17 protein-coding genes are annotated in these 22371 nt (G+C 67.7%); 12 read left to right on the top strand and 5 right to left on the bottom strand.

The window, feature by feature from the left end; all coding sequences use genetic code 11:
* Positions 1-13 precede the first annotated feature (13 nt).
* Positions 14-187: a hypothetical protein gene (locus AC3FOF_RS17420; protein WP_488727267.1), complete on the bottom strand. Its 174-nt coding sequence runs from the start codon at positions 185-187 to the stop codon at positions 14-16.
* Positions 188-479: 292 nt separating this feature from the next.
* Between AC3FOF_RS17420 and AC3FOF_RS17415 the strand changes: the two genes are divergently transcribed.
* From AC3FOF_RS17415 to AC3FOF_RS17405, 3 genes are all read left to right on the top strand, one after another.
* Positions 480-647: a DUF1328 domain-containing protein gene (locus AC3FOF_RS17415; protein WP_017228346.1), complete on the top strand. Its 168-nt coding sequence runs from the start codon at positions 480-482 to the stop codon at positions 645-647.
* A gap of 85 nt (positions 648-732) precedes the next feature.
* Positions 733-1722: a YihY/virulence factor BrkB family protein gene (locus AC3FOF_RS17410; protein WP_276269195.1), complete on the top strand. Its 990-nt coding sequence runs from the start codon at positions 733-735 to the stop codon at positions 1720-1722.
* 136 nt (positions 1723-1858) lie between these two features.
* Positions 1859-3433 (top strand): peptide chain release factor 3, encoded by a 1575-nt coding sequence (locus AC3FOF_RS17405; RefSeq protein WP_035813690.1) that lies wholly within the window; start codon positions 1859-1861, stop codon positions 3431-3433.
* A gap of 42 nt (positions 3434-3475) precedes the next feature.
* Here AC3FOF_RS17405 and AC3FOF_RS17400 read toward each other — a convergent pair whose 3' ends face one another.
* The gene (locus AC3FOF_RS17400; protein ID WP_488727266.1) at positions 3476-4240 is read right to left on the bottom strand and encodes a TSUP family transporter; all 765 of its coding nucleotides are present in this window, start codon (positions 4238-4240) and stop codon (positions 3476-3478) included.
* Between the two features lie 278 nt (positions 4241-4518).
* Here AC3FOF_RS17400 and AC3FOF_RS17395 point away from each other — a divergent pair, with 278 nt between their 5' ends.
* The gene (locus tag AC3FOF_RS17395; RefSeq protein ID WP_276264189.1) at positions 4519-5418 is read left to right on the top strand and encodes a LysR family transcriptional regulator; all 900 of its coding nucleotides are present in this window, start codon (positions 4519-4521) and stop codon (positions 5416-5418) included.
* Between the two features lie 88 nt (positions 5419-5506).
* Here the strand turns inward: AC3FOF_RS17395 and AC3FOF_RS17390 are convergent, their stop codons facing one another.
* Positions 5507-5746, bottom strand: a complete 240-nt coding sequence (locus tag AC3FOF_RS17390) for a hypothetical protein (protein WP_488727265.1) — start codon at positions 5744-5746, stop codon at positions 5507-5509.
* A gap of 278 nt (positions 5747-6024) precedes the next feature.
* On the opposite strand from AC3FOF_RS17390, the gene AC3FOF_RS17385 reads away from it, so the two are divergent.
* From AC3FOF_RS17385 to AC3FOF_RS17360, 6 genes are all read left to right on the top strand, one after another.
* A complete protein-coding gene (locus tag AC3FOF_RS17385) occupies positions 6025-7287 on the top strand; it encodes an MFS transporter (protein WP_488727264.1) in 1263 nt (420 codons plus the stop codon).
* Positions 7288-7881: 594 nt separating this feature from the next.
* Entirely contained in the window at positions 7882-9663 is a 1782-nt protein-coding gene (locus tag AC3FOF_RS17380; protein WP_488727263.1) for an N-acetylglutaminylglutamine amidotransferase, read from the top strand.
* Between the two features lie 110 nt (positions 9664-9773).
* Positions 9774-11564: an N-acetylglutaminylglutamine synthetase gene (gene ngg / locus AC3FOF_RS17375; protein WP_488727262.1), complete on the top strand. Its 1791-nt coding sequence runs from the start codon at positions 9774-9776 to the stop codon at positions 11562-11564.
* A 55-nt stretch (positions 11565-11619) separates the two neighbouring features.
* A complete protein-coding gene (locus AC3FOF_RS17370) occupies positions 11620-12825 on the top strand; it encodes an osmoprotectant NAGGN system M42 family peptidase (protein ID WP_017230391.1) in 1206 nt (401 codons plus the stop codon).
* Between the two features lie 50 nt (positions 12826-12875).
* Positions 12876-13760, top strand: a complete 885-nt coding sequence (locus AC3FOF_RS17365; protein WP_035817036.1) for a mechanosensitive ion channel family protein — start codon at positions 12876-12878, stop codon at positions 13758-13760.
* Between the two features lie 190 nt (positions 13761-13950).
* On the top strand, positions 13951-15132 hold the full coding sequence (locus tag AC3FOF_RS17360; protein WP_488727261.1) for a porin: 1182 nt from the start codon (positions 13951-13953) through the stop codon (positions 15130-15132).
* 16 nt (positions 15133-15148) lie between these two features.
* On the opposite strand, the gene edd is transcribed toward AC3FOF_RS17360, so the two are convergent.
* Entirely contained in the window at positions 15149-16975 is a 1827-nt protein-coding gene (edd, locus tag AC3FOF_RS17355) for a phosphogluconate dehydratase (protein WP_017230394.1), read from the bottom strand.
* A gap of 616 nt (positions 16976-17591) precedes the next feature.
* Between edd and fusA the strand changes: the two genes are divergently transcribed.
* A complete protein-coding gene (fusA, locus tag AC3FOF_RS17350) occupies positions 17592-19631 on the top strand; it encodes an elongation factor G (protein ID WP_488727260.1) in 2040 nt (679 codons plus the stop codon).
* Positions 19632-19740: 109 nt separating this feature from the next.
* Here fusA and AC3FOF_RS17345 read toward each other — a convergent pair whose 3' ends face one another.
* Positions 19741-20718: a LysR family transcriptional regulator gene (locus tag AC3FOF_RS17345; RefSeq protein ID WP_017230396.1), complete on the bottom strand. Its 978-nt coding sequence runs from the start codon at positions 20716-20718 to the stop codon at positions 19741-19743.
* Positions 20719-20879: 161 nt separating this feature from the next.
* Between AC3FOF_RS17345 and AC3FOF_RS17340 the strand changes: the two genes are divergently transcribed.
* Entirely contained in the window at positions 20880-22184 is a 1305-nt protein-coding gene (locus AC3FOF_RS17340; protein ID WP_488727259.1) for an L-fuconate dehydratase, read from the top strand.
* The last annotated feature ends 187 nt before the right edge of the window (positions 22185-22371 follow it).

The following is a 22371-nucleotide window of genomic DNA, read 5'->3' as shown; positions in this document are numbered from 1 at the left end:
TGGCCTGCGGCCGCTATCGCTGCGGGCCAGCGACGGAGGAAAGGGGGGCGCTGCCGCCGGCCTGCCCGCCAAATTCACTGGAAATCGGCTTGGGCCCCGGCTGGCTGCGTTCGCAGCCAGCGGTGGCGAGCAGGCCAAGCGCCAAACAGATGGCCATGCCAAGACGGCGGTTGTGCTTCGGGTTCATGGTGCCCCCTTCCGACGGTGAATGGATTGCGCACGATGGGTGCCCGTGGGGCTCGCGCGTCCGGCGTGGCGTGGGGCCTGCCTGCCGGCTGGTTCCCGCCCGCCGTGCCGCAGAACGGCAATATTCCCGCTTCCAGTTTAGGCGCTCGCTGTTCCTGCCGAGCCCGGCATGCTCCCGGGGCGTGCTTGGGCAAAGCGCACAGCGGGCTGTATCATGAACTTGGAAATGGGCAACAACGAACGGACAACAAACGGACAACAAACGCGGGAGATGGTATCTCTGGAGTCTCATCATGTTGCGTTACGCCGTAATCTTCTTCGTCATCGCCGTGATTGCCGCCCTGTTTGGCTTCGGCGGCGTTTCCGCGGCGGCGGCCGGGGTGGGCAAGCTCCTTTTCATCGTCTTCCTCGTGCTGTTCATGGTGTCGCTGATCTGGGGCCTGAAGAAAGACAGGTCGTAGGACGGCGCACCTGCCGGCCCGGCAGGCCGCCTCCCTTCCAGACCAACGGGCTGCCAGGCTGGTAGTCCCAACAGTGGATCAACGCGTGAATCCAACAGATTCCCCCGACCGGTCCGTGGACCGCGAACCTCAGGAACACCGCCCAGGCGGGGGTTGGCTGCCCAACCGGCATACCGCCGCCCACACGGTCAGCGTGGTGCTGGCCTCGGTCCGCTCGTGGCTTGCGCACCGCGCGGCCAGCAAAGGCGCGGCATTGTCTTTCTACATGCTCTTTTCGCTGGCGCCGATCCTGGTGCTGGTGATCTCCATCGCCGGCCTCTTCTTCGGCGCAGAAGCGGCGCGCGGCGAGATATTTGCCCAGATCGACGGCCTGGTCGGGTCCCAGGGCGCTGCCGCCATCCAGGAAATCCTTGCCGCCACGCATCGCGCGGGCGGCGGCGGGCTGGCCGCCGCCATCGCCACCGGGATCCTCTTCGTTGGCGCCACCAGCGCCTTTGCCGAACTCAAGGGCAGCCTCGACGAGATCTGGGCGGCGCCGGCGCCGACAGGTGCGGGCTGGCAGCAATTGCTGCGGGCGCGGCTGCTATCTTTCAGCCTGGTGCTGGTGCTGGCTTTCATGCTGCTTGTATCCCTGATCGTCAACGCTGCGCTGGCGGTGATCGATCGCTTCTGGGGACAGCTATGGACCGAGTCATGGTTCGCCCCCGTCGCCGATGGGCTGTCCACCGCCTTTTCCTTCGGCGTGGTGACCCTGTTGTTCGCCGTCATCTTCAAGATGCTGCCCAACGCGCGCATTGCCTGGCGCGACGTGATCATGGGCGCGGTCATTACCGCCTTGCTGTTCGCGGCGGGCAAGCGGCTGATCGGCCTCTACCTGGGCAATAGCGCGGTGGCCACCTCCTACGGTGCGGCCGGCTCGGTGGTGGCGCTGATGTTGTGGGTGTATTATTCGGCACAAATATTCTTCTTCGGGGCCGAACTGACCCGCCAGTACGCGCTGCAGTTCGGCAGCCTGAAGGGGCAAAACGGCAGCCCTCCTCCCGATCCCCGCGCCGCTGGTCCCGCGAACCGGTAAAATACGGCCCGATTCCCTTCGTGCATGCCCGCAGTGCCCGGCCCCCGACCGCAAGCTGATGGTCGCGCCGGCTCCTGGCGCCGGTCCGCTGCGCCCCGGGCCCTTATTTCATCCTCTGTTTGCCGAATCCACTGCCGTGAGCTCGCTCGTATCCGAAATTGCGCGTCGTCGCACCTTTGCCATCATTTCGCACCCTGACGCGGGTAAGACGACCCTGACCGAAAAATTGCTGTGGTTCGGCGGCGCCATCCAGGTCGCGGGCGAAGTGCGCGCGCGCAAGGCGGATCGCCATGCCACCTCGGACTGGATGGAGCTGGAAAAGCAGCGCGGCATCTCGGTGACCTCGTCGGTGATGCAGTTCCCGTACCGCGAGAACATCGTCAACCTGCTCGACACCCCGGGCCACGAGGACTTTTCCGAAGACACCTACCGTACGCTGACCGCGGTGGACTCCGCGGTGATGGTGATCGATTCGGTCAACGGGGTGGAAGCGCAGACCATCAAGCTGCTCAACGTCTGCCGCCTGCGCGACACGCCCATCCTGACCTTCATCAACAAGCTCGACCGCGAAGGCCGCTCGCCCATCGAACTGCTCGATGAGATCGAGGACGTGCTGAAGATGCAGTGCGCGCCGATGACCTGGCCGATCGGCATGGGCAAGTCGTTCCGCGGCGTATACCACCTGATAGACGACCGCGTGCAGCTGTTCGATCCGCACGGCGACAAGGGCACCTCGGCCATCGTCGACGGCCTGGACAACCCGGAGCTCGACCGCGTGCTGGGCAGCCAGGCGGAAGAACTGCGCATCGAGATCGAGCTGGTGCGCGGTGCTTCGCATGCCTTCGACAAGGACGCCTTCCTGAGCGGCAAGCAGACGCCGGTGTACTTCGGCTCGGCCGTCAACAACTTTGGCGTGCAATCGCTGCTCGACGCGCTGTGCGCGCTGGCGCCGCCGCCGCAGGCCCGCAATGCCGAGTCGCGCGTGGTGGAGCCGCAGGAGCCCAGGTTCACCGGCTTCGTGTTCAAGATCCAGGCCAATATGGACCCGCGCCACCGTGACCGCATCGCGTTCGTGCGGGTCTGCTCGGGCCGCTTCGAGCGCGGCATGAAGGTGCTGCATGTGTCCACCGGCAAGACCATCGCCATCAATAACGCCATCACCTTCATGTCGCAGGACCGCAATACGACGGAAGAGGCGTATGCCGGCGATATCATCGGCGTGCCCAATCACGGCACCATCCGCCTGGGCGATGCGTTCAGCGAGGGCGAGGCGCTCAAGTTCACGGGCATCCCCTCGTTCGCGCCGGAATTCTTCCGTCGCGCGCGCCTGAACAACCCGCTCAAGGTGAAGCAACTGCAGAAGGGCCTGCAACAGCTGGCCGAGGAAGGCGCAACGCAGATGTTCCGCCCGATCGCCTCCAACGACCTGGTGCTGGGCGCCGTGGGTATCCTGCAGTTCGACGTGGTCGCGCACCGGCTGGAACATGAGTACGGCGTCGACGCCATTTTCGAGTCGCACGAGTGCGCCACCGCGCGCTGGCTCAAGGGCGATGCCGCCGAGATCGAGAAGCTGATCGAGAAGGCCGGCCACAACGTCGCGCTCGATGGTGCCGGCGATCACGTGTACCTGGCGCCCAGCATGGTGAACCTGCGCCTGACGCAGGAGCGTTTCCCCAACCTGCAGTTCATGGAGACGCGCGAGATCGTCTGATCCCGCGCATCCTGCTCGCGCCGCCCCGGCGGGCGGCGCGCGTCAATCCACCCGCAGCAGGTAGTGCAGGATCAGCGCGCCGCCGGAGCACAGCACCACCGCGTTGACCATGCGCAGGAACTGCTCGCGCGACAGCCGCAGCGTGATACTGCGCCCGGCCCATAGCCCCAGCGCCATGGCCGGCGCCAGCAGCAGAGCCAGCTTCAGGATGGCCGCACCCGCATACACTCCCGCCAGCGCAAACAGCACCAGCCGTGTCAGCGTACTCAGGCCGATCAGGGTGGACTGTGTCATGCGCATCGCATCCTTGCCGAGCCGGCCCGACAGGTAGATCGCATACAGGAAGCCGCCGCTGCCGAACATGGCGGAGCAGACCCCGCCGCCCAGTCCGAAGGGCAGCGCCGCGCGCGGCGTGAAGCCGGCCGGCCGCTTGCCCGCGAGCGACCACGTCGCATAGGCCATCGCGAATATGCCCAACAGCAGCGGCAGCAGGTCCGATTGCAGCTTGAGCAGCAGCGCGGCGCCTGCCAGGCTGCCGGCCAGCATGCAGGGCAGCAGCCGGCCCAGCTCGGCACGGTCGGCGGCGCGGCCGTCGCGCGCCAGGGCAAAGGCGGCGGCGCTGCAGTCCATCAGGGCCAGCAGTGGCACGATCTGGCTGACCGGCATCAGGTAGGCCAGCAGCGGCCCGGCCACCAGGGCGGTGCCGAAGCCGGCCATGCCGAAGATCACGTAGGCGCCGGCAATCGCCGCGCACATGGCGAGGTAAGCCGGCAGGGAGAGGCCGGGCAGCAGGTAGCTCAGGTCCATCGGGCAGGGTTCGGAGTCGGGGTTGCGTGTCCCACAGCTTAAGGACGCGCCCGCCCGGACACCAATATCAAAGCAGGCCGCGATCCATCGCAAAGCGGCATGGCAGCGCGCTGGGCGCGGCGCCCGCACCGTGGCACACTGCGCGCGTGGCCTCGCGCGCAGCGCGCGCCAGGCCACGCCGATGCGTCGTCGCGTGGCGCGATTGCGCTGGTTTCTTGGCGGCCGGCTTGCGGCCCGCTATCCGCGTACCGTCCAGGCCGACATGAGCCCGTCCCTCAATGAGCCCGTCCCTCAAGCAGTTGCGTTACTTCGTTGAAATCGTCGATGCAGGCAGCTTCAGCCTGGCCGCCGAGCGGCTCTTCATTGCCCAGCCGGCGCTGAGCCGGCAGATCAAGGAGCTGGAGGGCATGCTGCAGGTGGTGCTGCTGGTGCGTAAGGCGCGCCACGTGGAAACCACGCTGGCCGGCCGTGCTTTCCATGAAGCCGCGCGCCGCATCCTGGCCGAACTGACCGAGGCCTCGGCGCAGGCGCGCCAGGTCGAGCGCGGTGAACAAGGCACGCTGCGCCTGCTGCATTCGAGTTCGGTGCCGCTGACGCCGGCGTGCACGGCGGTGCTGCGCGAGTACCAGTCAGCGCATCCGGGGATAGGTTTCGAGGTTTCGCAGGCGTCCAGCGAGCAGCAGGCGCTGGAGATCGCCGAGGGCCGGGCCGATCTGGGGCTGGCGCGCGAGCCGCTGCTGCGCCGGCTGCCAGGCGTCGACGTCGATCCGCTCTACAGTGAACGCCTCGAACTGGCGGTAAGCAGCGCGCACCCGTTGGCACAAGCCGGGGCCGTGGCGCTGGCCGCCTTGCGGGAGGCACCCTTCGTGTCGCTGCCGCATCCGGATCGTGGTGGCCTGAGCCAGCGGGTGGCGCAATGCTGCCAGGAGAGCGGCTTCTACCCCCGCGCGGCAGCGGCAATCTCGCGCAAGCTATCGCAGCTGGCGCTGGTCGAGGCGGGGTTTGGCGTGGCCCTGGTGCCGGCCTCGCTCAAGCGCATGGCGCCGCCGGACGTGCGTTTCGTGCCGCTGGCCGATGCCGGCTGCGATACGCGCGTGGTGTTGCTGTCGCGGCGCGACGCCGCGCCGGCCGCGGCCGCGCTGGCAGACAGCCTGCGCGCGGCGCGGCTGGCTCAATAGGCCAGCGAGGCCTGGATGTAGACGGTGCGCGAGGCTTGTTCCCCGCTGGCTTGGCGCAGGAAGCGATAGCCCACGCTCACTTCATGGCTCATGTTTTCGCCGCGCAACCGTTGCCAGTAGCGCGGCTCGAAGTGTCCGGGTGTTCCAGCACCTTGGTCTCGTTGGGGTTCCACAGCCCGTTGCCGACCACGGTGACGGCGTTGAGCGTGGTTTCGGCGCTGAAAGCGCTGGCGGCTTGCGGCGTGGCGCCGGGCTGCGCGTCGGCCGTGGTCAAACAAGGCAAGGCAGCGCCAAGCGCGGCACCGGTGAGCTTGATGGTGGGATGCAAGATGGAATTCCTGGGAAGCGCGGACGCCATTGGGTGACGGTTTCGCAATATCCAGGCAATGCATCATTCTTGATACATGAAAGGCCATGGCATGCACCTGCATACAGGCCGGGGCTCGGATAGAATCCGAAACTTGCGGGAGCAAGGGCAAAGAAAGGTAAGAACCGTGACCGGCGCGTGGTGCCATTCACCGGACGAGCCGCTTCGGGCGCTTTTGGGTTTTCCCGCTGCGTGGGGCAAGCCCTGTCCCGCCGCCCGTTTCGTCATCGCCACCACCCATGCCGACCCCTGCCACTGTTCCGTCCCCCGAGCCGGATTCCGTTTTTCGCGACCCTTCATTTCGGCTGTTCTGGTTTGCCCGCCTGTGCACCACCATCGGCTACCAGATTTTCACGGTGGCGGTAGGCTGGCAGATGTACGACCTCACCCGCGACCCCTTCATGCTCGGCATGGTGGGCCTGGTGCAGTTCCTGCCGTCGGTGATCCTGCTGTTGATGTCCGGCCACGTGGCCGACCGCTTCGACCGGCGCCTGATCGTACGCACCTGCCAGACGCTGGAGGCACTGATCGCGGTGTCGATGGCGGTGGCGAGCTGGTCCGGCTGGATCACGCGCGAGCACATCTTTGTCTTCGTGGCCATGATCGGCGCGACCCGCGCCTTCGAGACGCCCACGCTGCAGGCCTTGTTGCCGAGCGTGGTCACGCCGCGCCTGTTGCCGCGCGCGGTGGCCCTGTCCAGTTCCGCGACCCAGACGGCCATCATCATCGGCCCGGCGCTGGGCGGCTTTGCCTACGTGGCCGGCCCCGGCGTGGTCTACGGCATCAGCGCCACGCTGTTCGCGGTGGCCGCCTGCCTGATCAGCGCGCTCAAGCTGCGCCAGGCGGCGCAGCGCGTGAGCACGCCGGTCAGCATCGCCACGCTGTTCGCGGGCATTGCCTATATCCGTAGCCGGCCGGTGTTGCTCGGGGCGATTTCGCTGGATCTGTTCGCCGTGCTGCTGGGCGGCGCCACCGCCCTGCTGCCGATCTATGCGCGCGATATCCTGCACACCGGGCCCTGGGGCCTCGGCCTGCTGCGTTCCTCGCCCGCCATCGGCGCGCTGGCGACCGCGCTGTGGCTGGCGCACCACCCGATGAACCGCCGCGTGGGACGCATCATGTTCAGCGCGGTGGCGGTGTTTGGCGTGGCCACGATGGTGTTCGGCATCTCGCACTGGCTGCCGTTGTCGATGGCGGCGCTGGTGATGCTGGGCGCCTCCGACATGATCAGCGTGGTGGTGCGCTCCACCCTGGTCCAGCTGGATACGCCGGACGATATGCGGGGGCGCGTGGGAGCGGTCAATTCCGTCTTTATCGGCGCGTCCAATCAGCTCGGCGAGTTCGAGTCGGGGGTGACGGCGGCACTGCTGGGCCCGGTCGGCGCCGTGCTGATGGGGGGCATCGGCACGCTGCTGGTGGTGGCGGTGTGGATGCGGCTGTTCCCGTCCCTGGCCTCGCGCGACCGCTTGCACGATCATCCCCTGGCGACCAGGCCGGCCTGAGCGCCGCCCGGTTTGCCGCCGGGTCACCAGCCGCGCCGATGCAAACGCAGCGCCAGCCTGTCCGCCCAACCGCAAAAGCGTACCCAATTCTGCGTGCCCCGACGCTGCTTGTCCGGTGCCGGCCCCCGGGCCGGCAAGGGTTGCGCGGCGCTTCCCGCCGGGTTCCCCGGCGCCGGCTTCCATTTCCCTTGCCTTCATCGCCTTCATGCTCATTCTGGCAGTGCGCATGGCCTGGGTCCCGCCGCGCAGCAGATGTTATATGTGCTCCATGCGCCATTTTATGTATTGGATCCGCGTCCACTCAGAGTACGTTAAAAGGCACTCCGGCGAAAATTTCTGAATCGGCGCCAGCCCTTGCCGCACAAGGGCTGGCGCCGATTCCCCTGGCGCGCCCCGAATAATCCGGGGAACCCAATCCTCCCGTCATCTGTCCTGAAAGTATCCCCAATTTCAATCAACTGCAGGTGATCGTCTGACATTCAGTCAGGCCGCAGCGGGCAGCCCCGGCCCCCGCGCCATGCGAAAAAAGCCATGGCGCGGGGGGCCGGGGTTTGGCATTCCCGCCACCGGCAGTGGACAGGAGAGCGGCTGAATATGTGTGGTATCGCTGGAGAATTGCGTTTTGACCAGGCCATGGCCGACCTGCACGCCGTCGCCGGCATGACCCGCGCGCAGGCGCGGCGCGGCCCCGACGGAGAGGGCCTGTTCGGCCTGGGCAACCGTGCGTTCGGCCATCGCCGGCTGCGCATCATGGATCTGTCGCAGCGCGCGCACCAGCCCTTGATCGACAACGCGCTGGGCCTGGGCATTGTCTTCAACGGGGCGATCTACAACCATCGTGAGCTGCGCGAGGAACTGGCCGCCAAGGGCTATCGCTTCGCTTCGAGCGGCGATACCGAAGTCATCGTCAAGGCCTGGCACGCCTGGGGGCCGGCCGCGCTCGACCGCTTCGCCGGCATGTTCGCCTTCGCGTTGTGGGAGCGCGATTCCGGCGTGACCCACCTGGTACGCGACCGCCTCGGCATCAAGCCGCTTTACTACGCGCACACGCCGCAGCGCCTGCGCTTCGCCTCCACCCTGCCCGCCCTGCTGGCCGGCGGCGATATCGACCCCACGCTCGACCCCGTGGCGCTGCATCACTACCTGAGCCTGCACGCCGTCGTGCCGGCGCCGCACACCATCCTGCAAGGCGTGCGCAAGTTGCCGCCGGCCACCCATATGGTGGTGCAGCCGGACGGCCGCACCGAGAGCCGCACCTGGTGGCGGCTGGATTTCAGCCGGGACGCCGCCGATCTGGCGCGCCCGTTCGAAGACTGGCGCGAACTCACGCTGTCCACGCTGCGCGATGCCGTGCGCCGCCGCACGGTCGCCGACGTGCCGGTGGGTGTGCTGTTGTCGGGCGGCGTGGACTCCAGCCTGATCACCGGACTGCTCGCAGAAACGGGTACGCCCGGCCTGCGCACCTATGCCATCGGCTTCGAAACGGTGGGCGGCGAGGCGGGCGACGAGTTCCAGTATTCGGACCTGGTGGCCAGCCACTTCGGCACCCGCCACGAGAGGATGCGGGTTCCCGCAGCCGATCTGCTGGCTGCCCTGCCAGACGCCATCGGCGCCATGAGCGAACCGATGGTCAGCCACGACTGCGTGGCCTTCCACCTGTTGTCGGCCGCAGTGGCGCGCCACAGCCGCGTGGTGCAGAGCGGGCAAGGCGCGGACGAGGTCTTCGGGGGCTACCACTGGTACCCGCCGCTGGCCGGGAACACCGACGCGGATGGCGGCGTGGCGGCCTACCGGCGCGGCTTCTTCGACCGCACCCACGGCGAGATGGGCGAACTGCTGGCGCCGGAGTGGCTGGCCGACGATCCCAGCGGGCGCTTTCTTGCCGGACACTTCGCGCAGGGCGGCGCCGCCAGCGCCATCGACCGCGCGCTGCGCCTGGACACCACCGTGATGCTGGTGGAGGACCCGGTCAAGCGTGTCGACAACATGACCATGGCGCACGGGCTGGAGGCGCGCGTGCCTTTCCTCGATCACGAACTGGTGGCGCTGGCGGCGCGCATGCCGCCGCATCACAAGATCGCCGCCGGCGGCAAGCATGTGCTGAAGGAAGCCGCGCGCCAGGTGATCCCGGCCGCGGTGATCGATCGCCCCAAGGGCTACTTTCCGGTGCCGGCGCTGAAATACCTGCGCGGTCCGTTTCTCGAATACGTGCGCGGCTGCATCGGCAGCGAACGCGCGCGCAGCCGCGGCCTCTATCGCGCCGGCGTGGTAGAGGCCATGCTCGACGCGCCCGACCGCCATATCACCCCGCTCAAGGGTTCCAAGGTCTGGCAGATCGCACTGCTCGAAGCGTGGTTGCAGACCCGAGGGCTTTGATCGCGGCCGCGAGCGGGCCCGCGATTCAGCGGCGAAGCGATAAAGCGATAAAGCGACAGAGTACCCGCCCGCCTGCGGGCAAGCGGGACACCAACAGGAGGAAAAGCAGGATGCCACCCACCCATGCCGCCAGTCTTGCCAAACGCAGCCGGAGCCGCGGCCGGAGCGCTCTCCCACCGCACGCCGGCAGCGCAATGCACGATCCGGCCGGCGATGCCGCGTCGCTCGGCACCGGCGTGCCGCACGCACCCGCGCCGGTATCGGCCCGCCCCAATGCCATGATCGATTGCGGCTGGGGCCGGCTGATGTTCGCCCCGGCCTTCGCTTCGCCGGCACTGCTGGCGGCCGAGCTGCAGCAGGAAGCGGCCGGCCGGCGCGACATCGCGCTTTATGTGGATGCGCCCCAGCTGGTCCTGGCGCAGGCGCCGCAAACGCTGTTCCTGGATCCCTCGCTGCTGTTCCGCCGCCGCCTCGACGCGCCGCTGGCCGACAGCGCCGCCGCGCCGGGCATCACCATCCGGCGCCTGGCCACGCGTGCCGATATCGCCGCCATCAACCGCCTCTACGCCATGCGCAAGATGGTGCCGCTCGATGCCACCGCGGTCTGGCAGCAGCGCGGGCAGGACGCCGTGGCCTACCTGATCGCCGAGGACGAGCAGAGCGGCGAGATCGTCGGCTCGGCCATGGGCGTGGACCATGTGCTCGCCTTTGGCGACGAGCAGGGCGGCAGCAGCCTGTGGTGCCTGGTGGTGGATCCGCAGACGCATCTTGCCGGCGTGGGGCGCTCGCTGGTCACGCACCTGCTGGCGCTGTTCGCGCAGCGCGGCCGCCAGTCGCTCGACCTTTCCGTGCTGCACGACAACGAGCACGCCATCGGCCTGTATCACAAGCTCGGCTTCACCCAGTTCGATGGCTTCATCATCAAGCACAAGAACGCCATCAACGAGCCGCTGTTCGCCGGCAGCAGCGGGTGCGACCAGCTCAATCCGTACGCCGCGCTGATCGTCAAGGAAGCCCGCCGGCGCGGCATCGGGGTGGAGATCGTCGACGCCGCTGGTGGCATTTTCAGCCTGCGCTACGGCGGGCGCGAGGTGCTGTGCCGCGAATCGCTCTCCGAGCTGACCGGCGCGGTGGCCATGACGTGGTGCCAGGACAAGGCGCTCACGCGCGCACGGCTGGCAGCGGTGGGCCTCGCGGTGCCGCGGCAGCGGCCGGCGGGCAGCGCTGAAGACAACGCCGCCTTCCTTGCCGCGTGCGGCTCGGTGGTGGTGAAGCCTGCCTGCGGCGAACAGGGGCGCGGCATCAGCGTGGACGTGCGCGATACCGCTCACCTCGCCGGCGCCATCGAGGCCGCGCAGCGCGAAGGCGGCAACGTGCTGCTGGAATCCTTCTGCCCGGGCCAGGACCTGCGTATCGTGGTGATCGGCTACGAGGTGGTGGCCGCCGCCATCCGCAAACCGGCCGAAGTGGTGGGCGACGGCGCCACCGACCTGAAGACGCTGATCGAGCGCCACAGCGCGCGCCGCGCCGCCGCCACCGGCGGCGAGAGCCGCATTCCGATCGACGCGGAGACCGGGCGCTGCATCGCCGCGCAAGGCCTCGGGATGACCTCCGTACCCAAGGCCGGCCAGCGCGTGCCGGTGCGCAAGACCGCCAACCTGCACACCGGCGGGACGCTGCACGACGTCACCGCGCAATTGCACCCGGTGCTGCGCGAGGCCGCCGTCACCGCCGCGCGCGCCCTGCGCATCCCGGTGGTGGGGCTCGACTTCCTGGTGCCCGCGCACGACCGGCCCGAGTATGTGGTCATCGAAGCCAACGAGCGTCCCGGCCTGGCCAATCACGAACCGCAGCCGACGGCGGAACGCTTTGTCGACCTGCTGTTCCCGTTCACGGCCTGACCCGGGCCGGCCCCCGTACCAACCTCTTCCCGCATCGAATCATGAACCCGCCCGCATGCAGACACTGAAGATCGACCCGCATTACCTCAAGACCACGCTGCTGGAACTGCTTGCCATTCCCAGCCCCGCCGGGCTCACCGACGAGATCGTGCACTACACCGCGCGCGTGCTCGACAGCCTGGATATCCCGTACCAGCTCACCCGGCGCGGCACCATCCGCGCCACGCTGCGCGGCAATCGCGCGCAAGCCGGGCTTGGCCCCGACTGCGCCATCGTGGCGCATCTCGACACGCTCGGCGCCATGGTGCGCGAGCTGAAGCCCAACGGCCGTCTCGCGCTCGCGCCTATCGGCACATGGTCCAGCCGCTGGGCCGAGGGCGGGCGCGTCACCCTGTTTACCGAGAGCGGCCGCCATCGCGGTTCGGTGCTGCCCTTGCTGGCTTCGGGTCACGTATACAACGAGGCGGTCGATAGCCAGCCCGTTAACTGGGACCAGCTCGAGCTGCGGCTCGACGAAGATGCCGCCACGCCGCAGGCGCTGCGCGACCTCGGTATACAGGTGGGCGATTTCGTTGCCTTCGACGCCAACCCCGAGATCCTCGACAACGGCTTTATCGTCTCGCGCCATCTCGACAACAAGGCCGGCGTGGCGGCGGTACTGGCCGCGTTGAAGGCCGTGCGGGAAAGCGGCGCGGCGGTGCCGATGGACTGCCACGCCGTGTTTACGCTAACCGAAGAAGTTGGTTCGGGCGCCACCGCGGTGATCGAAGACGACGTCAGCGAAGTGATCGGCATCGACATCGGTCCGGCGGCGCCCGGGCAGGGCGCGCGCGAAGACGGCGTGACCATTCCGCTGATGGATTCGGCCGGCCCGCACGACTATCACCTCACGCGCCGGCTGCTGCGCCTGTGCGACGAGCACGGCATCCCCAGCCATCGCGACGTGTTCCGCTTCTACCACTCGGACGCGGGCGCGGCGGTCAGCGCCGGACACGATGTGCGTACCGCGCTGCTTTGCTTCGGCGCGGACGCCTCGCATGGCTACGAGCGCACCCGGCTGCCCGTGCTGGTGCATCTTGCCGAACTGCTCACCGTCTATATTCAGAGCGGGCCCACCTTGCCGGAAGACCGCCAGCGCCGCACGGGCTCGGTGGCTGGCTTCTCGCACCAGCTCGATCCGGGCCAGCTGGCACGCAGCGAAACACCGCTGCCCGACGCCGGCGAACTGGTGCATCGCCGCCGCGACGACGCCGCATCGTGAGTGAGTCGCGCATGACCAGTCTGTCCCAATTGATCGCCGGAGCCGAATCCATGAATCTCAATTTCATCGAACCACACAAGCTGGAGGCCGCCTGGGCCTACCTGCTGCAACTGGTATTGCAGCAGGGCCTGAACTGCATCGCCGCCATCCTGATCCTGATCCTGGGCTGGTGGATGTCGGGACGCACCCGCGCGGCCGTGCTGCGCGCCTTCGACCGGCCCAGCGTGGACGCCACCTTGCGCCCGATGCTGGGCAGCGTCACACAATGGATGGTACGCGTGATCACGATCGTGCTGGTGCTGTCACAGTTCGGCGTACAGACCGCCAGCATCATCGCCATGCTCGGCGCCGCGGGCCTGGCCATCGGCCTTGCGTTGCAAGGCACGCTGCAGAATATTGCGGCGGGCATCATGCTGGTGCTGCTGCGGCCGTTTCGCGTGGGCCAGTACATCGATGCCCAAGGCGTGGCCGGCACGGTGCGCGAAACCGGCCTGTTCATGACCGAGCTGACCACCTTCGACGGGGTTTGCCTGCGCGTGCCCAACGGCAAGCTCTGGGGCAGCGCCATCACCAACTACAGCGAGAACCCTACCCGCCGGCTCGATATCGAGGTCACGGTCACTTTCGGCGCCGATATCCAGGTCGCGTTCGATGCGCTGCGCGCCATGCTCGCGGCCGAGGCACGCGTACTGGCGGACCCGGCGTCCGAGGTCATGGTGTTCAACTACGCCGCGCAAGGCGTGACGCTCAACGTGCGATGCTGGGTAGCGGCGGGGGATTACTGGAGCGTGCGCTTCGCGTTCTACCATCGCATCAAGCAGGTGCTCGAAGCCGCCGGCTGCGCCATCGCCGTGCCGGTGCATGAACTGCGCGTGCCCGACGACGCGCAGGCCGCGGTGTCCGGCGCGGCCAGTCCTGCGCGCCGGCTGAGCTGACACGTCCCGCCTGGCGGCTTCCACCGCCGCGGCGCGCAAGCGCCCTGCCGGTGAGCCGTTTTTTTTTCGTGTGGCGCGCGCGATCTGCGCCACAGCATCTTCGCCCCTCCCTTTGGGTCTCTCACGCATGCCGATGGCCCGCTGCAGGCGCAGCGGGCCATCGGCATGCTCTTCATCTCTGGAATTGGCATTGACGTTTGACATCACGCCTGCACTGAACACCGCACTGAACACCGCACTGAACGCCGCACTGAACACCGCACTGAACGCCGTCCCCGGCGCCACCCGGAAGTCCGCATCGCGGTCCTTTGGCGCTCGCGCCGCAAGACAGGCTTGCGAAGGCGCGTCCCGCTGCCTGCCAGCACTCGCATGCGCCGCCGTACTCGCCCCGACCGCGCCACCGGCGCATGCGCAGGGCAGCCTGACGCTCTATGGTCTTGCCGACGTCGGCATCTTCCGGCCCGCGCCCGGACAACCGGTCCAGATCGGCACCATGCAGCGCAGCCTGATCGGCCTGCGCGGCAGCGAGCCGCTGGGCGCTGGCTGGGCTGCCACCATGCATCTGCAAACGCGCTTCGACATGGGCGATGGCCGCCTCGAAGGCAGCGGCGCCTCGCCGTATTTCCAGGGCGAGTCCACGGTCGGCATCAAGTCGCCATATGGCGACCTGCGTTTTGGCCGCGCGCTCACGCCCATGTGGCAATACGACTGGCAGTACGACAGCTGGGACAATTTCAATCGTCTCAGCTCGGTGGCGTGGTACGTGTACCACCCGTCCTATCGCACCGATCCGCACCACAACGGTCCGGCGGGCGAATACTCGCGGCTGAACAATGGCGTGTTCTACGATTCGCCGAAGTGGGGCGGCGTGCATGTGCATGTCTCCGCCGGCGTGGAAAAGAACGAAACGCCGGACGCCGCCGGCAACCGGGACCGCGCGCGGCCGCTCGCCGCCTCGCTCAACTACGATGCCGGGCCGTGGTCCGCCATGCTCACGGCGGAACGCAACGCTGCCTACGACAACACCTGGTTCGCCGGGCTGGCCTATGCGTTCAGCAAGGTGCGGCTGATGGCCTCGTACAGCCAGACGCATCTCAGCGTCGCCAGCCAGGCCTTCCTCGGCGATGCCAGCGCCAGGCGCAGCGCCGCCACGCTGGGCGTGAACTGGCGCGTGGGCGCCGCCACGCTGAAGCTCTCCGGCGCGCGCGATTTCCAGGGCTATGGCCAGGCGGGCGTCACCGGCTACGTCACCAGCGGGCTGGACTACGCGCTCTCGAAACGCACCACGCTGTATGGCGCGATGTCGTACCGGCACAGCCGGCACGCCGGTGGCGGCACCGGGTTTGGCGCGGGCATCAGCCATCGTTTCTGAGTCGCGCGGCTGGTGTCTAGCCCTCCTCCGCGAACAGCGAACACGCACCGGCCTCGGCCGTGCCGACATGGCGCCGGAAATTGGCGAACAGGTCGCGCCCCACGCCGTGCCGGTTGGCGGAGAGGTCGGGAGGCGTCACGTCGCGCGCGGCCCACTCCGCTTGCGGCACCAGCACCGTCAGCACGCCGGCGTTCGCGTCCACGCGCATCGGATCGCCGTCGCGCACGCGGGCGATGCCGCCTCCGCTCAACGCCTCGGGGCACACGTGGATGGCGGCCGGCACCTTTCCCGATGCGCCGGACATGCGTCCGTCCGTCACCAGCGCCACGCGGAAGCCGCGGTCCTGCAGCACGGTCAGCGTAGGGGTCAGCTTGTGCAGCTCGGGCATGCCGCAGGCGGCCGGCCCCTGCCATGGCAGCACGGCGATAAAGTCCCGCTCCAGCTCGCCGCGCTTGAAGGCGTCGATCAGTGCGTCCTGCGTGTGGAACACAAGCGCAGGGGCTTCCACGAGATGGTGCTCGGGCTTGACCGCCGAGATCTTGATCACTGCGCGGCCGAGATTGCCGTCGAGCAGCTTGATGCCGCCCTCGGGTGCGAACGGCTGGCTGGCGGGCCGCACGATGCTGTCGTCCAGCGGCGCCTCGGGTCCGTCGATCCAGGTGAGTTTGCCGTCGCGCAGCACCGGCTCGCGGGTGTAGTCCGCGAGCCCTTTGCCCACCACGGTGGTGACGTCGTCGTGCAGCAGCCCGAGTTGCAGCAGGCCGCGAATCACCACCGGCAGGCCGCCGGCCGCCTGGAACTGGTTCACGTCCGCGCTGCCGTTGGGGTACACACGCGCCAGCAGCGGCACCACTTCCGATAGTTCAGCGAAATCGTCCCAGCCCAGCACGATGCCGGCCGTGCGCGCCATCGCCACCAGGTGCAGGGTGTGGTTGGTGGAGCCGCCCGTGGCCAGCAGGCCCACGATGCCGTTGACGAAGGCGCGCTCGTCGAGCACGTCGGCCACCGGCGTATAGCGCCCACCGCCGTGCACCAGGCGCAGCGCCTGGCGCGCGGATTCGCGCGTGAGCGCCTCGCGCAGGGGCGTGTTGGGATTGACGAAGGCGGTGCCGGGCAGGTGCAGGCCCATCATCTCCATCAGCATCTGGTTGGAGTTGGCGGTGCCGTAGAAGGTACAGGTCCCGGGGCCGTGATAGGACTTGCTTTCCGCCTCCAGCAATTCCGCGCGGCTGAGCTTGCCCTCGGCATAGCGCTGGCGCACACGGGCCTTCTCCTCGTTGCCCATGCCCGTGGTCATGGGCCCGCCGGGCACGAAGATGGCCGGCAGGTGGCCGAAGGACAGCGCGCCCATCACCAGTCCGGGCACGATCTTGTCGCACACGCCGAGATAGAGCGCGCCGTCGAACATCTGGTGCGACAGCGCCACCGCCGTGGACAGCGCGATCACGTCGCGCGAGAACAGCGAGAGATCCATGCCGTCCTGGCCTTGCGTCACGCCGTCGCACATGGCGGGCGTGCCGCCGGCGAATTGCGCGGTGCCGCCCGCTTCCAGCGCGGCCTCCTTGAGCCATTGCGGATACTCCGCCAATGGCTGGTGGGCCGACAGCATATCGTTGTAGGAGGAAACGATGGCGAGGTTGGGGCGCTCCTGCGCCTTCAGGCGGATCTTGGCCTGCTCGGGCATGGCGGCAACGGCGTGGGCCAGGTTGGTACACGAGAGCTGGGCGCGCTCCACCTTCTGCCCCGCCATGGCGCGGGTGCGCTCCATGTAGGACCGGCGGGTGCCGGCACTGCGCGCCACGATGCGGGCGGTGACCCGTTCCAGGACTGGATGACTTGGCATGGGGAGCTCCTGCGTGGGGATGTTTTTTTCAGCCTAGCGCACTTTGGGGCGGGGTGCACGTATGGTGCGCTGCACGTTTCTCCAACAAGTGCTAGACTCCGCTCCATTCTCTGGAGTGCAGACGACATGAAGCAAGCAGCGCAACGCATCGCCATCGCAGCATATGCCGCGGCACCTTACGGTGAGCGCGTGCTGCTGGCTATTCACGTCTAGTCTTCCGAGCGTCCCGCCCGGAAGGCTGCAAGGCCGGTTCCGGAAACGACGAAGAAGATCATCGCCAACCCCGGACGGCCCCCAGGCCTCCGGGGTTTTGTTTTTCCGATTCGCCACCATCTGACACGCCATGCGTACCTACGACAAGCTGATCGCCACGATTCAAACCGGCCAAGGGAACGGGAGCTTGCGCTCGTCCCTTGGTGCGGTAACGGCGTCGGCTGGCGTAGCCACCACGATGGTTGCGTGCCGCATGCGGCATGCCGGCGCCGCCCCGCAAGCGATCCCATAGCTTCCCGGCTGCACATGCAGTCCGGGAGGCCTCGCAGATCGCCTCCCAGGGACCACGGACACCCTGGCAGGCACGCACCCGCCAGGGTGTTTGCATTGTAGGCAGCCCATCATGGAAAGCAGAAAAGAGCGCAGGAAACTCAGGAATATCGGCATCATCGCCCACGTCGACGCGGGCAAGACCACCACCTCGGAACGCATCCTGTTCTACACCGGCGCCAGCCACCGGCTGGGCGAGGTGCATGACGGCGCCGCCGCCATGGATTTCGATCCGCAGGAGCAGGCGCGCGGCATCACCATCAACAGCGCCGCCACCACCGTGTTCTGGCGCGGCCACCAGATCAACCTGATCGATACACCCGGGCACATCGATTTCAATATCGAGGTGAACCGTTCGCTGCGCGTGCTCGACGGCGCCGTGGTGGTGTTCGACGGCGTGGCCGGCGTGGAGCCGCAGACCGAGACCAACTGGCGCCTGGCCGACCGCTATCGGGTGCCGCGCCTTGCCTTCGTCAACAAGCTGGATCGCACCGGCGCGGATTTCCTGCGCGTGGTGGGCATGATCGAGGATCGGCTTGGCGTGGTGCCGCTGGTGCTGCAATTGCCCATCGGCAGTGAAGGCGATTTCACCGGCGTGGTCGATCTCGTCACCATGCAGGCCTTGCTATGGCACGACAGCACGGGCGGGGCCGGCTACGCGACGCAGGCCGTGCCCCAGGCGCAGGCCGAACGGGCCGCGGCATGGCGCGAGCGGCTGCTGGAAACCCTGGCCGAGCATGACGACGCCCTGCTGGAGGCTTATCTTGCTGGCCGCGCGCCAACCGAAGACGCTGTGCGCGCAGCCATCCGGCGCGCAACGGTCTCTGGCGCCGTGGTGCCCGTGCTCGCGGGCTCGGCCTTCAAGAACAAGGGCGTGGAGCCGCTGCTCGATGCGGTGACCGCTTATCTGCCGGCTCCGGGCGAAGTGGAGCGGCATGAAGTCAGCGCGGCGCCGGACGAGCCGCTGGTGGCGCTTGCCTTCAAGGTGGTGCACGACGCGCATGGCACGCTGACCTTTGTCCGCCTGTATCGCGGCAGGCTCGCCGCGGGAGACACCGTGCTCAATGCCGGCAGCGGCAAGCGCGAACGCGTGGCCAGGCTGTACGAGATGCACGCCGACAGGAAGCAGGAGCGCGACGTTGCCGTGGCAGGCGACATCGTGGCGATTGCCGGCCTCAAGGCCACCATGACCGGCGACACGCTGACCGATCCTGCGCATCCCGTCGTGCTGGAAAAGATCGATGCGCCCGAGCCGGTGATCGATGTCGCCATCGAGCCGAAAGGGCACGCGGACCAGGCCGGCCTGTCGCGCGGCTTGCAGGTGCTGGTGCAGGAAGACCCGAGCCTGCGGCTGCGGCAAGACCCGGAGAGCGGGCAGATGCTGCTGTCCGGCATGGGCGAACTGCAGCTGGAGGTAACGCTGGAGAAGCTGCGCACGCGGTTCAACGTCGAGGTGACGGTAGGCCGCCCGCAAGTGGCCTATCGCGAAACGCTGAGCCGTGCCGCGGATGCTCGCTATCTGCATCGCAAGCAAAGCGGCGGCCCGGGCCAGTACGCGGAAGTGCTGTTGCACTTCGAGCCGCTGGCGCGCGGTGAAGGGCTGCAGTTCGAGAGCCGCATCAGCGGGGGCGCCGTGCCGCGCGAGTTCGTGCCGGCGGTGGAAGCCGGCATCCGCCGCGCCGCGGCGCAAGGCGTGCTCGCGGGCTATCCGGTGGTCGACTTCAAGGCTACCTTGCTGGACGGCGGCTACCACGAGCGCGACTCCTCGGCGCTGGCTTTCGAGACCGCTGCGGCGGCCGCGTTCCGCGAAGGCGCGCGTGATGCGGCGCCGTTGGTGCTGGAGCCGGTGATGGCCGTGGAGGTGGTGACGCCCGCCGATCACGTGGGTGACGTCATCGGCGATATCCACCGGCGCCGGGGCCTCGTGCGGGGGCAGTCGCAGCGGGGTGGCAGTGGCAACACCGTCGTGGTCGAGGCGCATGTGCCGTTGGCCGGCATGTTTGGCTATATCGGCAGCTTGCGCGCGCTGAGCTCGGGGCGGGCAGGCTTTGCGATGCAGTTCGATCACTATGCGGTGGCACCGGCCAGGGCAGTGGCGGAGTCGGCCGGCTGAGGCGGTTCGTTGACCGGCTGCCGGCAATGCCGGATCTGCGCAGGCGGTCTCCCCTCTCCCGCAGGTGGGAGAGGGGAGACCGCCTTGTTCGTAGGATCCGCCGGATCGTCTACCGTGGATCGGAGCTTCCAGCCTCGCTGTCCCTGCCGTGCTCCTTCAGATAGCCGAGCACACCGCGCACCGCTGCCGACATGGGCCGCGAGCGCCGGGTCAGCAGCCCCAGATTGACCATCGGCACGGGCAACGCCACGGGAAGCACGGACACCATCGCATAGCGGGCGTAGTGCTGCGCAACCTCGTTCGGCACCACGGAGATCATGTCGGAGCTTTCCATCATGGCGGTGGTGGCAAGAATGGAGGCGGTCTCGACGATATCCAGGGGCTCGATCATGCCCGCTTGCGTCAAGGCATGCTCGACCCTCAACCGCATCGGACTGCCTACCGGGTGAAGAATCCAGGTCATCGGCACCAGGTCGCGCAGGGTCAGCGGATCGATCCTGGCCAACGGGTGGTCCGGCCGGGCGATCACTCGCATCTGCTCGCCCTTTTCGAACAGTTCAATGTCCAGGTCCGGATGGCTGAGCCGATCGGGCAGGCGGCCCAGCACCACGTCGAAGTCTCCCCGGATCAGGGATGGCAGCAGGGTGTCGCTGGTACCGACCTCGATGGAAATCCGGACCTTCGGGTTGGCCGCCTTGAATGCCAGCAGCCCGCGCGTCAGGACCGCCGGCACCGGTCCCATGACGGTGCCGATACGCACCAGTCCGGAGGCGCCACTGGCCAGTTCCGCGATTTCGGCCTCCGCATGGCCGAATTCGTGCATCACCCCTTGGGCAAAACGGATCAGGACCTCGCCGTAGAGCGTCGGCTCCATGCCCCGGGGCAGGCGCTCGAACAGCTGGACGCCGAGTCTCTCCTCGAGTTGCTGGAGCAACAGGCTGGCCGCGGGCTGGGTGGTGTGCATCGCCGCGGCCGCCCGGCGCAGGTTGCGGTGCTCCGCCAGCGCGTTGATCAAGGCGATCTGCCGGCTCGATATCTTCAGCGGTGCAAACGCGTTCGCGGCGGTTTCGATCGGCTCGGGCTTCACATGGAAAAGATACGAATTTTGGTATCGATATATATGGAAACACGATTATGCAGGTATCGATAGGGGCTGTACAGTCGATGCGTCCCAGAACCCCCCTGACGTTCCGGATGTCCCGCAGGGCTCCCACAACCAACCCCCACAACCAACCAGCCGAGCGTCCCATGCGCATTCGAATTACCCACCTCAGCGTCCACGACATTCGCTTTCCGACGTCCAGAACCCTTGACGGCTCCGATGCCATGAATGCCGCTCCGGACTATTCGGCGACCTACGTGGTGCTGCATACCGATGCCCCGGGGATGGAAGGCCACGGCCTGACCTTCACCATCGGCCGCGGCAACGAGATCTGCGTTCTCGCCGTACAATCGCTGGCCCCGCTGGTGGTGGGGCTGAGCCTCGACGAAATCACCTCGGACATGGGCGCCTTCTGGCGCCGCTTTACCACCGGCGACAGCCAGTTGCGCTGGCTCGGCCCGGAGAAAGGCGTGATCCACCTTGCGAGCGCGGCTATCGTCAACGCCATCTGGGATCTGTGGGCAAAGTCGGCCGGCAAGCCGGTATGGAAGCTGCTGGCGGACATGACGCCGGAAGCGCTGGTCCGTTGCCTGGATTTCAGCTACGTGACGGATGCCCTTACGCCGGAGGAAGCGGTCGCCCTGCTCCGCCGCCAGGCCCCGGGCAAAGCACGGCGCGAGGCGCAGATGCGCGAGCAAGGCTACCCGGGCTACACCACTGCCGCGGGCTGGCTGGGCTACCCGGAAGACAAGATGCGCCAGCTGGCGCGCGATGCCGTCGCGGCGGGATGGACGCACTTCAAGCAGAAAGTCGGCGCCGGCCTGGAGGAAGATATGCGCCGCGCCACGATCCTGCGCGAGGAGATCGGCTGGGATCGAACGCTGATGATGGACGCCAACCAGGTCTGGAGCGTGGATCAGTCGGTCGATGCCATGCGTCGCCTCGCAGCGTTCGATCCCTGGTGGATCGAAGAGCCGACCAGCCCGGACGATATTCTCGGGCACGCCGAGATCCGCCGGCGCATCGCACCGATTGGCGTGGCTACCGGTGAGCACTGCCACAATCGCGTGATGTTCAAGCAGTTGTTCCAGGCGCAGGCATTGGATTTCTGCCAGCTGGACGCGGCGCGCCTCGGCGGCCTCAACGAAGTCCTGATCGTCGTCTTGCTGGCGGCAAAGTTCGGCATCCCGGTCTGCCCCCATGGCGGCGGCGTCGGCTTGTGCGAATACGTGCAAAACATCGCGCTGTTCGACTACATCGCGGTATCGGGTTCGCTGCAGAACCGGGTGCTCGAATACGTCGACCATCTGCACGAGCACTTCATCGAGCCGGTGGTGATCCGCAACGGCCGCTATATGCCGCCGCAACGCCCGGGCTACAGCATCGAGATGCATGCCGACACGCTCGAGCGCTACCGGTTTCCGCACGGACCGGTCTGGTCCGGCAGCTGATGAAGCACGCACCGGCGCCTGCATCGTATATGGACTGCTGTCGACCCCGCTGTAGGCGCCGACCTTGATTTCGCCACCATAAGAGTCGACGAGACCGGGGAACGCATCCTTGCACCGATGCTCAGGGTGGCTTTCGGCGAGCGCAACAGGGGCGAGATCCATGGCGATGGGCAGAACGGCTTCGTGC

It is taken from the genome of Cupriavidus sp. 96C5-1 (genome assembly GCF_057798855.1).
Note: the sequence above shows the minus strand (reverse complement) of the source record. Positions and strands in the feature narration are given on the sequence as shown.